The organism is Micromonospora sp. HB375 (genome assembly GCF_017872985.1).
Taxonomy (GTDB): Bacteria; Actinomycetota; Actinomycetes; order Mycobacteriales; family Micromonosporaceae; genus Micromonospora; species Micromonospora chalcea.
This window is the reverse complement of the sequence record NZ_JAGGJO010000001.1, coordinates 5776281-5788885: the sequence shown is the minus strand read 5'-3', so window position 1 is coordinate 5788885 and position 12605 is coordinate 5776281. Positions and strand designations below refer to the sequence as shown.

Here is a 12605-nt window from a genome sequence, read left to right as displayed (position 1 = left end):
GTACCTCTCCCCTCACGCGGCCAGGACGCGGTCGACGGCGTCGAGGATCCGGTCCAGGTCGGGCAGGTACTCCTCCTCGACCTTGGCCGGCGGGTACGGCAGGTTGAACCCGCCGACCCGCTCGACCGGCGCCTCCAGCGAGTAGAAGCACCGGCTCGTCACCTGCGCGACGACCTCGGCGCCGAACCCGGCGAACGTGGGGGCCTCGTGGACCACCACCGCCCGCCCGGTACGGCGGACCGACTCCTCGATGGTCGCCACGTCCAGCGGGGAGATGGACCGCAGGTCGATCACCTCGATGTCGCGGCCCTCCTGCGCCGCGGCCTCGGCGGCGGCGACGCAGGTGGCGACGGTGCCGCCGTACGTCAGCAGCGTGACGTCGGCGCCGGGGCGCACGACGCGGGCACGGTGAAGCGGCATCGGTGGCCCCGCGTCCTCCGGTGTCACCTCGCCCTTGACCCAGTAGCGGCGCTTCGGCTCGTAGAAGATCACCGGGTCGTCACCGGCGACGGCCTGGCGGATCATCCAGTGCGCGTCGTCCGGGCTGGCGCAGTAGACGACCCGCAGCCCGGCGGTGTGCGCGAAGTACGCCTCGTTCGACTCGCTGTGGTGCTCCACCGCGCCGATGCCGCCGCCGACCGGGATGCGCACCACCACCGGCAGGGCGGTACGGCCGCCGGTGCGGGCCCGCATCTTGGCGAGCTGGGAGACGATCTGGTTGAACGCGGGGTAGACGAAACCGTCGAACTGGATCTCGCAGACCGGGCGGTACCCGCGCAGCGCCAGCCCGATGGCGGTGCCGATGATCCCGGACTCGGCGAGGGTGGTGTCGACCACCCGGGCCTCGCCGAAGTCCTTCTGCAGACCGTCGGTGACCCGGAAGACGCCGCCGAGCCGGCCGACGTCCTCGCCCATCAGGAGGACCTTGTCGTCGTCCTCCATGGCGCGGCGCAGGCCGCTGTTCAGTGCCTGACAGAGAGTGAGCATGAACGAGTTCTCCGATCGGGGCGGACGTCAGTCGAGGAAGGAGCCGCGGTAGGCGACGAACGCGTCGCGCTCCTCCCGCAGAAGCTGGGGCACGTCGGACAGCACCGTGGCGAAGGCGTCCGCGAGGTCCGGGGCCGTCAGGGCCAGGCACTCCCGGCGGGTCCGGTCGGCGAGTTCGTCCGCCTCGGCCTGGATCTGGCCGAGGAACGTCTCGTCGCTCCAGCCCTCGGCGCGCATCAGCGCCTCGACCCGGGCCAGCGGGTCCCGCGCCCGCCAGGCTTCCAACTCGTCGGCGGTGCGGTACCGGGTCGGGTCGTCGGACGTGCTGTGCCCGCCCATCCGGTACGTGGTGGCCTCGACGATCGCGGGGCCCGCGCCGGCGCGGGCGTGCTCGGTCACCGCTGACGTCACCGCGTACACCGCCAGCACGTCGTTGCCGTCGACCCACTCGCTGCGCAGGCCGAACCCGGCGCCGCGCCGGTGGATCGGGGTACGCGTCTGCGACGCGGTCGGCGTGGAGATGGCCCACTGGTTGTTCTGGCAGAAGAACACCATCGGGGCGGCGTTGACGGCGGCGATGTTCATGGCCTCGCTCGCGTCGCCCTCGCTGGCCGCGCCGTCACCGAAGTACGTCACGACCACCGTGTCGCTGCCGTCGCGCTGCACGCCGAGCGCGTACCCGGTGGCGTGCAGCAGTTGCGCGGCCAGCACCAGCGTGTAGATGTGGAACGAGTACGGCTCCGGGTCCCAGCCGCTGTGCGCGACGCCGCGCCACTGCCGGAGCAGGTCGGCCGGGCCGATGCCGCGCCACAGCGCCGCCGCGTGCTCGCGGTAGCTCGGGAAGACGTAGTCGTCGGCGCGTACCGCCGCGACGGAGCCGACCTGTGCGGCCTCCTGGCCGCGGCACTGCAGCCACAGGCCCAGCTCGCCCTGTCGCTGCAACGCGAACGCCTCGTCGTCGAGGCGGCGGGCCAGCCGCATCCCCCGGTACAGGTCGCGGGTGAGGCGGCCGAGGGCGTCTCGGTCGACGTCCACGTCCGGGTGCAGGCGTCCGTCCGGGGTGACGAGCTGGGTCCAGCCCTCGGCGGCGCGCGGAAGGTCGGTGGTACCGGTGAAGGGGTTGGTGACCGGTGGGTCGGCGAGATCTACGGTAGTCATTCGTCACCTTCTGGGTGCGTCGGTCTCCGCGTCACCGGGGTCGCCGGCCGTCTCGCGGATCTCGGATATGGGACCGCCCGCCGGGGTGGACCCGGCGGGCGGTGATGGGCGTACGTCTAGACCGTGTGCCGGTCGGCGAGTGTCAGCGCCTCGTCGAGGACCGCCAGTCCCGCCTTGGCCTCCGTCTCCGACACCGTGCAGGGCGGCACCACGTGGATCCGGTTGAAGTTGGCGAACACGACCAGGCCGCCCCGCTTGCACTCGGCCAGCACGTCGTTCATCTCCGGCGACGAGGCCCCGTACGGCGCCAGCGGCTCCCGGGTCTCGCGGTCGCGGACCAGTTCCAGCGCCCAGAAGACGCCGAGCCCGCGTACGTCCCCGACGCTCGGGTGCCGCTCGGCGATCTCGCGCAGCCCCGGGCCGAGCACGTCCGCGCCGATCCGGGCGGCGTTCTCGACGATGCCCTCGTCCCGCATCGCGTTGATGGTCGCGACGGCGGCGGCGGTGGCCAGCGGGTGGCCGGAGTAGGTCAGCCCGCCGGGGTAGGGGCGGGTGGCGAACGTGTCGGCGACGTGGTCGGCGATCACCACACCGCCGAGCGGCACGTAACCGGAGTTCACGCCCTTGGCGAAGGTGATCAGGTCGGGCGTCACGCCGTAGTGGTCGATGGCGAACCAGGCGCCGGTACGCCCGAACCCCGCCATCACCTCGTCGGCGATGTAGAGGATGCCGTGCCTGTTGCACAGCTCGCGTACGCCGGCGAGGAAGCCCGGCGGCGGCGGCATGATGCCGGCGGTGCCCGGCACGGTCTCCAGCACGATCGCGGCGATGGTGGACGGGCCCTCCATCTCCACGACCCGTTCGAGGTGGCGCAGCGCGAGCCGGCTCTCCTCCTCCTCGGTCGTGGCGCCGAACTCCGACCGGTACAGGAACGGGCCGAAGAAGTGCACGACCCCGGCGGTGCCGTTGTCGCTGGGCCAGCGACGCGGGTCGCCGGTCAGGTTCACCGCGGTCTGGGTGCCGCCGTGGTAGCTGCGGTACTGGGACAGCACCTTCGGCCGGCCGGTGTGCAGCCGGGCCATCCGGACGGCATGCTCGATCGCGTCCGCGCCGCCGTTTGTGAAGAACACCTTCTCCAGGCCCGCCGGGGTCCGCTCGGCGATCAGCCGGGCCGCCTCGCTGCGGGCGTCGTTGGCGTACGACGGCGCGATGGTGCACAGCTTGGCGGCCTGCTCCTGGATCGCCGCCACCACCGCCGGGTGCTGGTGGCCGATGTTGGTGTTGACGAGCTGGGAGGAGAAGTCCAGGTAGCGGTTCCCGTCGCCGTCCCAGAAGTACGAGCCCTCGGCGCGCTCGACCACCATCGGGTCGAGCAGGGCCTGGGCCGACCAGGAGTGGAAGACGTGGGCGCGGTCGAGTTCGTAGGTGCGGCGTGCGCTGGTGCTCATTGTCGCGTCTCTCCCGCTGCTCAGACGTTCTCGGGGAAGCCGAGGTTGATTCCGCCGTGGCTGGGGTCGAGCCAGCGGGAGGTGACGACCTTGCCGCGGGTGAAGAAGTGCACGCCCTCGGCGCCGTGGGCGTGGGAGTCGCCGAAGAGGCTGTCCTTCCAGCCGCCGAACGAGTAGTAGGCCATCGGCACCGGGATCGGCACGTTGACGCCGACCATGCCGACCTCGACCTCGTTCTGGTACCGGCGGGCCGCGCCGCCGTCGTTGGTGAAGATGGCGGTCCCGTTGCCGTACGGGTTGGAGTTCACCAGCTTGAGCGCCTCGTCGTAGCTGCCGACCCGCACCACGGACAGCACCGGCCCGAAGATCTCGTCGGTGTACACGCTCATCTCCGGCGAGACCCGGTCCAGCAGGCTCGGCCCGAGCCAGAACCCGGACTCGTCGCCGTCGACCTGCACCTTCCGCCCGTCCACCACCAGTTCGGCGCCGGCCTCGACGCCCGCGTCCAGGTACGACGCGACCCGGTCGCGGTGCTCCCGGGTGACCAGCGGCCCCATGTCGCAGGAGCGGCGGCCGTCACCGATCTTCAGGCCGGCGATGCGCTCGCGGATGCGCGCCACCAGGTCGTCGGCGACGGGCTCGACGACCACCAGGGCGGAGATCGCCATGCACCGCTCGCCGGCCGAGCCGAACCCGGCGTTGACCGCCGCGTCGGCGGCCAGGTCGAGGTCGGCGTCCGGCAGCACCACCATGTGGTTCTTCGCGCCGCCGAGGGCCTGTACGCGCTTGCCGTTGCGGGTGCCGGTCTCGTACACGTACCGGGCGATCGGGGTGGAGCCGACGAACGACACGGCCTTGACCTCGGGGTGCTCCAGCAGCCGGTCGACAGCGACCTTGTCGCCGTGCACCACGTTGAACACGCCGGCGGGCAGGCCGGCCTGCTCCCAGAGCCGGGCGACGAGCAGCGACGCGGACGGGTCCTTCTCGCTGGGCTTGAGCACGACGGCGTTGCCGGCCGCGATGGCGATCGGCACGAACCACATCGGGACCATCACCGGGAAGTTGAACGGGGAGATGACGGCGCAGACGCCGACCGGCTGCCGGATGGAGTAGACGTCCACGTTCGTGGACACGCCCTCGGAGTAGCCGCCCTTGAGCAGGTGCGGGATGCCGCAGGCGAACTCGACGACCTCCAGGCCGCGGGTGACCTCGCCCAGGGCGTCCGAGACGACCTTGCCGTGCTCGGCCGTGATCAGCTCGGCCAGTTCCTGCTTGTGCTGGTTCACCAGCTCCCGGAACGCGAACAGCACCTGGGTGCGCTTGGTCAGCGACGAGTTCCGCCAGGAGGCGAACGCGGCGGCGGCGGAGGCGACCGCCTGGTCCACCTCGTCGACGGAGGCCAGCGGCACCTCCGTCCGGACCGCGCCCAGCGCCGGATCGTAGACTGGGGCCGTACGCTCGGTGACGCTGGCGAACGCCTTGCCGTCGATCCAGTGGGTCACCCGCTCCAGCGGGACGGGAGCGGGCACGGTGCCGGGTGCTGTCTGGGTCATGCCCGGATCATCTGCGCTTCCCCAGGCCCGGGCAATGGGCACTGTGTCGTTCCAGCCCGGGAGAAGCACACATACTGTGCGCCGGAGCGAGGAGGGAGACGGTCTGATGCCGATGACGGTTCGCGACGTGCTCGAACTGCCGGCGTTGCAGCAGGCCGGGCCGCGTGTCATGGCCGGGCGGGACCGCCTGGACGCTCCGGTGCGCTGGGTGCACGTGGCCGAGATCCCGGAGATCGCCGACCTGCTCCGCGGCGGGGAGCTGGTGCTGACCACCGGTATCGGCCTGCCGCCGGACGACGACGGGCTGCGCCGGTGGATCGACGGCCTGGCGGCGGTCGGCGCGGCCGGGGTCGTGGTCGAGCTGGGCCGCCGGTTCGGCGGGACGCTGCCGGCCGCGCTCGTCGAGCAGGCCCGCAGCCGGAACCTGCCGCTCGTCGCGCTCCAGCGGGAGATGCGGTTCGTGGCGGTGACCGAGGTGGTCCACTCGGTGATCGTGGAGGAGCAGACCGCCGAGCTGCTCGCGAAGGACGAGATCCACCGGATCTTCACCGAGCTGTCGGTGGAGGGCGCGGAGCCCCGGCAGGTGCTCCGCGAGGTCACCCGTCTGTCCCGGCGTCCCGTGGTGCTGGAGAACCTCTCCCACCAGGTGCTGGCGTACGAGACCGGCCCGCTGTCGGCCGAGGAGCTGCTCGACCGCTGGGAGACCCGCTCACGCGCGGTCGAGGTCCCGTCCGGCACCGGCTACGAGCCGCGTTCGGGCTGGCTGGTGACCGGCGTGGAGGCGCGGGGCAACAGGTGGGGGCGGCTGGTGCTGCTGTGCGACCAGGAGCCGCCGGCCCGGACGAGCGTCCTGCTGGAGCGCGCCGCGTCCACCATCGCGCTGAACCAGCTCGTCGCCCGGGACGACTCGTCTGTCGAACGGCAGGCGCGCAGCAGCCTGCTGTGGAGCATCGTCAACCACTCCGCGCCGACCCGGGACGTGGCGCTGCGGGCGCGCGGGCTCGGTGTGGCGCTGGAACAGCGGCGGCTGCTCGGGGTGGTGGTCCGACGGCGCCGGCCGGGCCCGGGGCCCGGCGCCGAGATGAACGCGCGCCGCCGGGAACTGCTGGACGCGGTGGAGACGGCGGTGCGCGACTGCGGGCTGGCGGCGCTGGCCGGGGACGTCGACGGGCTCGGTGGTGCGGAGGTCACCGTGCTCGTCGCCCTCACCGACGCCGAGTCCGACGAGGCCGCGTTGCTCGGCCTGTCCACCGCGCTCACCCGGGCGGGCCTGCGGGCCGGGTCGGACGTCGTGGTCGCCGCCGGATCAGTGGTCAGGTCGCTGGACCTGGCGCGGCGCTCGCTGATCGAGGCGGCCCAGGTGGCCGACGCCACGGCGCACACCGCCGAGCCCCGGCCCTTCTACCGGCTCCTCGACGTCCGCCTCCGGGGCCTGCTGTACCTGCTGCGCGACGACGTGCGTCTGCAGACGTTCGTCGAGCGCGAACTGGGCCCGCTGCTCTCCTACGACGAGCGGCACGGCACGAACCACGTGGCGCTGCTGGAGGCGTACCTGGTCGAGGGGCGCAACAAGCGGCGTGCGGCGGAGGAGATGTCGCTGTCCCGCTCCGCGCTGTACCAGCGGTTGCAGTTGATCGAGCGGGTGCTCGGCGTCGACCTGGATTCGAGCGAGCGGCGCCTGTCGCTGCACGTGGCGCTCACCGCCCGCGACGTCATGCGCGGCGGCGGCATCTCCGGTGCCGCGGGCTGACGGTCACCTGCCGCGACGGGCCCGGGGGCGCCGCACACCGTCGCGGGTGGGCGAGGTGTGCACGCTGACGCTGACGACCGGGATCGCCCTCGCGACGCTCTTGCGTACCGTCTCCAGCGACGCCGTGGCGGGGGAGCACTCCACGATCATCACCGCCGACCGGTCCGGGCACTGCACGTACTGGACGTGCGTCACCGCGACCCGGCGTGAGTGCAGGACGGACAGCACCTTGAGCAGGCCGGTGGTGGAGTGCCCGGGGCCGAGGTGCACCACCATCGTGCACGCGCCGGCGGGGGAGTCGTCGTGCGGCCGGACGGCCGGGCCGGGAAGCCGGCGATCGACGGTGTCGGGGGGAAACGGGAACGTGGTCACGGGAGCCTCACAGTGTCGAGCCGACAGGGTGGCTTGGCCGGCGACGCACGCGAAGGCGTACGCCGCCTAGGTAATCGGCCCGATCGCGATGTGCATGCCCACGGCGGGGAGTGTGGCACGTCTCCGGGCCGCCGGGGAGGCTCCGGCGGCAAGCCGTCCGGCACGTGAGACAGCGCTCTGACCTGCGGATCGACGATCGTGGTGGGGCTTCGCGCCGGGCGCCTGCGAGTTACCGGCCGGTACGCATGCACTTAAGGATCGTTCAGGATCTCGCTCTACACTCGGGCTTGGGACGACGACTTGAGAAGGAGCTCCGCGCATGGACGCTGACGAGATCGCCGCCGGTCGGGCCCGCTGGCAGGCCCGCTACGACGCCGCCCGCAAGCGCGACGCGGACTTCACCACGCTGTCCGGCATGAGTGTCGAACCGGTGTACGGCCCGCCGGAGGGCGCGGCGTACCCGGGCTTCGACCGGATCGGCTGGCCGGGCGAGTTCCCGTACACCAGGGGTCTGTACCCGACCGGCTACCGCGGACGGACCTGGACCATCCGGCAGTTCGCCGGTTTCGGCAACGCCCGGCAGACCAACGAGCGCTACAAGATGATCCTCGGCGCCGGTGGCGGCGGGCTCTCCGTCGCCTTCGACATGCCGACGCTGATGGGACGCGACTCCGACGACCCGCAGTCGCTCGGCGAGGTCGGCCACTGCGGTGTCGCCGTCGACTCGGCCGCCGACATGGAGGTGCTGTTCGACGGCATCGACCTGGCCGGCGTGACCACCTCGATGACCATCTCCGGTCCGGCCGTGCCGGTCTTCTGCATGTACCTGGTCGCCGCCGAACGGCAGGGCGCCGATCTGTCCACACTGGACGGAACGCTCCAGACGGACATCTTCAAGGAGTACATCGCGCAGAAGGAGTGGCTGTTCGACCCCGAGCCGCACCTGCGCCTCATCGGCGACCTGATGGAGTACTGCGCCCGGGAGATCCCCCGGTACAAGCCGCTGTCCGTCTCCGGCTACCACATCCGCGAGGCCGGCTCGACCGCCGCGCAGGAGCTGGCGTACACGCTCGCCGACGGGTTCGGGTACGTCGAGCTGGGCCTGTCGCGCGGGCTCGACGTGAACACGTTCGCCCCCGGCCTGAGCTTCTTCTTCGACTCCCACGTGGACTTCTTCGAGGAGATCGCCAAGTTCCGCGCCGCCCGCCGGATCTGGGCCCGCTGGCTGCGCGACGTGTACGGCGCCACCAGCGAGAAGGCGCAGTGGCTGCGGTTCCACACGCAGACCGCCGGAGTGTCGCTCACCGCGCAGCAGCCGGTGAACAACGTGGTGCGCACCGCCGTGGAGGCCCTGGCCGCGGTGCTCGGCGGCACCAACTCGCTGCACACCAACGCCCTCGACGAGACGCTCGCCCTGCCCACCGACGAGTCGGCCGAGATCGCCCTGCGTACCCAGCAGGTGCTGATGGAGGAGACCGGGGTGACCAATGTGGCCGACCCGCTCGGCGGCGCCTGGTACGTCGAGGCGCTCACCGACCGGATCGAGGCCGAGGCGGAGGAGATCTTCGCCCGGATCAAGCAGCTCGGCGGCGAGGGCCCGCACGCCATCGGCCCGATGACCTCCGGCATCCTGCGCGGCATCGAGGACGGCTGGTTCACCGGGCACATCGCCGAGTCGGCGTTCGCCTACCAGCAGGCGCTGGAGAAGGGCGACAAGAAGATCGTCGGCGTCAACTGCCACACCGGCACCGTCGCCAAGGACCTGGAGATCCTGCGCATCTCGCACGAGGTGGAGCTGGAGCAGCGCCGGGTGCTGGCCGAGCGCAAGTCGGCCCGCGACGACGCCGCCGTCACCGCCGCCGTGGCGCGGATGGTCGAGGTGGCCCGCAGCGGCGAGAACATGATCCCCGCCATGCTCGACGCGGTCCGCGCCGAGGCCACCCTCGGCGAGATCTGCGACGCCCTCCGCACCGAGTGGGGCGTCTACCGCGAGCCCGCCCGCTTCTGACCGCCGCTTTGTAAGGAAGGGCCCCTTGTTAACAGCTGCTGTTAACAAGGGGCCCTTCCTCTACCGCAGGCGTTAACAAGGGGCCCTTCCTTGCGGGCGGGCTGAGCTGGGGGAGAGTGGTGACTGTCGCCGTCGCGGCTGGTCGGAGATCCGTCGCGTACGTGCGAGACTAGACAACCATGAGCGACCCACGGATCACCTCGTCGATCTTCACCCGCGGCGCGGTCGACCTCAGCGCGCTGCGCACCCCCGCACCTGCCGACACCTCCACCGCCACACCGTCTCCGGGCGGCACGCCCGCCGGGCTGCCGGGCAGCCCCGCCGGCTCTGCCGCCGTGATCGACGTGACCGAGGCGAACATCCAGTCCGAGGTGCTCGAACGCTCGCTCACCACACCGGTAGTGGTCTTCTTCGGCGCCGCCGGTTACCCGGAGAGCGACCAGTTCGCCCCGGTGCTGGAGAAGCTGGCCGCCGAGGGCGGCGGAGCGTGGCTGCTGGCCCGGGTCGACGTGCAGCAGCAGCCGCGGCTCGCGCAGATGTTCCAGCTCCAGGCGCTGCCCACCACGTACGCCATCGTCGGTGGCCGCCCGATCGACGCCTTCCCCGGCCCGGTGCCCGAGTCGCAGTTGCGACAGTGGCTCCAGGCCGTGCTCAAGGCCGGTGGCGTCACCGTCGCCGAACCGGAGGACCCGCGCCTCGACGCCGCCGACGACGCGCTGATGAGCGGTGACCTCGACGCGGCCGAGGCGGCGTACCGGAAGATCCTCGCCGAGTCCCCGGCCGACGCGGCGGCGGAGGCGGGCCTGGCGCAGGTCGGGCTGGCCCGCCGGGTCGCCGGCGCCGACCCGCAGGGCGCGCTGGACGCCGCGGCCGCCGCCCCCGACGACGTGGACGCCCAACTGCTGGCCGCCGACATCGAGGTGCTCAGCGGCCTCGCCGACCAGGCGTACCAGCGGCTCGTCGGCCTGGTCCGGCGCACCGCCGGGGACGACCGGGACCGGGTACGCCAGCACCTGCTCGGCCTGTTCACCATCGCCGGCCCGGACGACCCCGCCGTGGCCTCCGCCCGACGCGCCCTGGCCAGCGCGCTGTTCTGAGTCAACCCGCGCGGGCCGGCGCACCGCCGGCCCGCCCGACCACCGAGGACGGGAGCCCATGATGCGCCGGATCGCCGTCCTCGACGCGCCGACGAACCTCGGGCTGCGCCCACCCACCGCCAGCTCCGTGCCCGGATGCGCCAAGGCGCCGGGCGCGCTGCGCGACCACGGCCTGCTCGCCCGGCTGCGGGCCCGAGACGCCGGCTGCCTGACCCCGCCCCGGTACGACCCGGGGGACTGGCGACCCGGCGACGGCGTCTGCCACGCGCCGGAGATCTCCGCGTACTCGCTGGCGCTCGCCGACCGGATCGGCGCGATCATCGACCGGGGCGAGTTCCCGCTGGTGCTCGGCGGCGACTGCTCGGTGCTGCTCGGCTCCGGGCTGGCCATGCACCGCCTCGGTGAGGCGGTCGGTGGGCGGATCGGCCTGGTCTTCGTCGACGGCCACTCCGACTTCCGGCACCCCGGCAACGCCTCCTACGTCGGCGCGGCCGCCGGGGAGGACCTGGCGCTGGTCACCGGGCGGGGGCAGCCCGACCTGGCGGCCATCGAGGGGCGGCGGCCCTACTTCCGGGACATCGACGTGGTGGTGCTCGGCATCCGCGCGCAGGACGAGTACCGCCTCGACCTGCAGGCCGCCGGCATCACCACCCGGCCGGTGCCGGCGCTGCGCGCCGAGGGCGCGGCCCGGACCGCCCAGTGGGCGCACGAGCAGCTCGTCGACTGCGCCGGCTACTGGGTGCACATCGACGTCGACGTGCTCGACCCGGCGGTGATGCCCGCCGTGGACGCGCCCGACCCCGGTGGCATCGCCTTCGCCGAGCTGGAGATCCTGCTGGCCGGGCTGGTCGACACCCCGCACTGCCTCGGCGTCGAGCTGACCGTCTTCGACCCCGACTACGACCCGGACGGGGCGTACGCGGCCGAGATCGTGAACACGGTGGTGGCCGGGCTCGCCCCGGTCGTAGCGCCGGGCGCCGTTCCGCCCCGTCTGCTGCCGCCCGGCCCGCCGCCCCAGCGCGCACGGTACGCGGAGGCAACCCGGGCGGGCAGCTTCCTATCGCCGAACGGCGACGCCGCAGAGCGGGACGCGGATCCGGCGGCCGGGACCGCCGGGCTCGGCTCCGGCCTGGCGGCGGACGAGCCGGATCTCGCCTCAGCGCCGACGTCCGGAGGGCTCGCCTCGGCGTCGTTGGAGACGCCGGTGCCGGCCGTCGCCGTTGAGCCGATCGGGCCAGCCGCCGCGGTCTCCTCCGGGCTGCTGCGTCGGGTGCCCCAGACCGACGAGGACGCACCGAAGGACACCCCGCCGTCGTCCGCGGGCATCGACTGATCGCGCGGCAGTTCAGCCCGGCCGTCGGAACACGAACGCCGCCGCCTTCCGCTGCACGGCGGTCACCTCGGCGACGCTCAGATGGAGCAGCCTCGCCGCCGACGCCATCTCCTCCGGAAGCGTAGCCCCGCTCTCCAACGGGACGTCCGTGTTGAAGCAGACCGGCACACCCGCGTCGAGGAAGGTCCGCACCGGGTGGGCGTGGGCCGCGTCGACCGCGCCCAGGGCCAGATTCGATGAGATCGACACCTCGACGAGCACACCGTCGTTTCCCAACCGCTTGAGCAGCGACGGGCTGCGGGCGGCGGCGACCGCGTGGCCCAAACGCTGCGCGCCGAGTTCGTCCAGGGCACGCCATACGCCATCCAGGTGCCCGAACTCCCCGGCGTGCACCGTGACGCCGAGCCCCGACTCGCGGGCGGCGCGGAACAGGCCCCGGAACGGAGCCGTGTCGTCGTACCTGCTCTCGTCGCCGGCGAGGTCGATGCCCACGAAGGTGGCCGGAAGGTCGGCCAGCGCGCCCGTGCAGGCGCGAACGAACTCCTCGTCGCTGTCCCGGTTGATCAGGAGAATCCCCCGGACCGACGGGCGCTCCAGCGACTCCATTGTGGTGTGCGCGACGCGGAGGAACGCGGCCAGTGGCATGCCGTCCCACACGAACCGCCGCGGCGAGAGCCGGAGTTCGACGTGATCCACCCCTTCCCGGCGCTGCTCCTCGTGCATCTGCCGGATGAACGATCGCAAGTCGTCCGCCGACACCGGGAGCCGTCCGCGATTGCCGACGTCGTGCGCGGCGAAGAAGGCCGCCGGATCCCGGCGATGCTCGGCGGGAGTCAGGCCCACCTGTAGACGTTTGCGCTGCTGGGGTTCGAGGTGCAGATGGAGGTGGGGCAGCACGG

General features: G+C 72.6%; 10 protein-coding genes. 4 read left to right on the top strand and 6 right to left on the bottom strand.

Going from position 1 to position 12605, the window contains the following annotated elements; all coding sequences use genetic code 11:
• Positions 1-12: 12 nt before the first annotated feature.
• The 4 genes from J3R08_RS25555 to J3R08_RS25540 form a co-directional block, all read right to left on the bottom strand.
• Entirely contained in the window at positions 13-987 is a 975-nt protein-coding gene (locus J3R08_RS25555; RefSeq protein WP_043328770.1) for an alpha-ketoacid dehydrogenase subunit beta, read from the bottom strand.
• Positions 988-1014: 27 nt separating this feature from the next.
• The gene (locus tag J3R08_RS25550) at positions 1015-2145 is read right to left on the bottom strand and encodes a thiamine pyrophosphate-dependent dehydrogenase E1 component subunit alpha (RefSeq protein ID WP_209963012.1); all 1131 of its coding nucleotides are present in this window, start codon (positions 2143-2145) and stop codon (positions 1015-1017) included.
• A gap of 116 nt (positions 2146-2261) precedes the next feature.
• Positions 2262-3593: an aspartate aminotransferase family protein gene (locus J3R08_RS25545; RefSeq protein ID WP_069087255.1), complete on the bottom strand. Its 1332-nt coding sequence runs from the start codon at positions 3591-3593 to the stop codon at positions 2262-2264.
• 20 nt (positions 3594-3613) lie between these two features.
• Entirely contained in the window at positions 3614-5146 is a 1533-nt protein-coding gene (locus J3R08_RS25540; RefSeq protein ID WP_374102391.1) for a CoA-acylating methylmalonate-semialdehyde dehydrogenase, read from the bottom strand.
• 106 nt (positions 5147-5252) lie between these two features.
• Here J3R08_RS25540 and J3R08_RS25535 point away from each other — a divergent pair, with 106 nt between their 5' ends.
• The gene (locus J3R08_RS25535) at positions 5253-6896 is read left to right on the top strand and encodes a PucR family transcriptional regulator (RefSeq protein ID WP_209963011.1); all 1644 of its coding nucleotides are present in this window, start codon (positions 5253-5255) and stop codon (positions 6894-6896) included.
• Between the two features lie 3 nt (positions 6897-6899).
• Here J3R08_RS25535 and J3R08_RS25530 read toward each other — a convergent pair whose 3' ends face one another.
• Positions 6900-7268 (bottom strand): hypothetical protein, encoded by a 369-nt coding sequence (locus tag J3R08_RS25530; RefSeq protein ID WP_064447798.1) that lies wholly within the window; start codon positions 7266-7268, stop codon positions 6900-6902.
• A gap of 319 nt (positions 7269-7587) precedes the next feature.
• On the opposite strand from J3R08_RS25530, the gene J3R08_RS25525 reads away from it, so the two are divergent.
• The 3 genes from J3R08_RS25525 (at position 7588) to J3R08_RS25515 (ending at position 11706) form a co-directional block, all read left to right on the top strand.
• On the top strand, positions 7588-9276 hold the full coding sequence (locus J3R08_RS25525) for a methylmalonyl-CoA mutase (RefSeq protein ID WP_064447797.1): 1689 nt from the start codon (positions 7588-7590) through the stop codon (positions 9274-9276).
• A gap of 179 nt (positions 9277-9455) precedes the next feature.
• Complete coding sequence (locus tag J3R08_RS25520; protein WP_043328779.1) at positions 9456-10373, top strand: tetratricopeptide repeat protein; 918 nt, start codon at positions 9456-9458, stop codon at positions 10371-10373.
• A gap of 58 nt (positions 10374-10431) precedes the next feature.
• Entirely contained in the window at positions 10432-11706 is a 1275-nt protein-coding gene (locus J3R08_RS25515; protein WP_043328780.1) for an arginase family protein, read from the top strand.
• 12 nt (positions 11707-11718) lie between these two features.
• On the opposite strand, the gene J3R08_RS25510 is transcribed toward J3R08_RS25515, so the two are convergent.
• A complete protein-coding gene (locus tag J3R08_RS25510) occupies positions 11719-12603 on the bottom strand; it encodes a hypothetical protein (protein ID WP_064447796.1) in 885 nt (294 codons plus the stop codon).
• Positions 12604-12605: the final 2 nt, after the last annotated feature.

Coding starts and splice junctions, on each gene's coding strand:
- J3R08_RS25520 (WP_043328779.1), top strand. CDS start 9,456: ATGAGCGACCCACGGATCACCTCGTCGATCTTCACCCGCGGCGCGGTC.
- J3R08_RS25525 (WP_064447797.1), top strand. CDS start 7,588: ATGGACGCTGACGAGATCGCCGCCGGTCGGGCCCGCTGGCAGGCCCGC.
- J3R08_RS25540 (WP_374102391.1), bottom strand. CDS start 5,146: ATGACCCAGACAGCACCCGGCACCGTGCCCGCTCCCGTCCCGCTGGAG.
- J3R08_RS25555 (WP_043328770.1), bottom strand. CDS start 987: ATGCTCACTCTCTGTCAGGCACTGAACAGCGGCCTGCGCCGCGCCATG.
- J3R08_RS25550 (WP_209963012.1), bottom strand. CDS start 2,145: ATGACTACCGTAGATCTCGCCGACCCACCGGTCACCAACCCCTTCACC.
- J3R08_RS25535 (WP_209963011.1), top strand. CDS start 5,253: ATGCCGATGACGGTTCGCGACGTGCTCGAACTGCCGGCGTTGCAGCAG.
- J3R08_RS25515 (WP_043328780.1), top strand. CDS start 10,432: ATGATGCGCCGGATCGCCGTCCTCGACGCGCCGACGAACCTCGGGCTG.
- J3R08_RS25545 (WP_069087255.1), bottom strand. CDS start 3,593: ATGAGCACCAGCGCACGCCGCACCTACGAACTCGACCGCGCCCACGTC.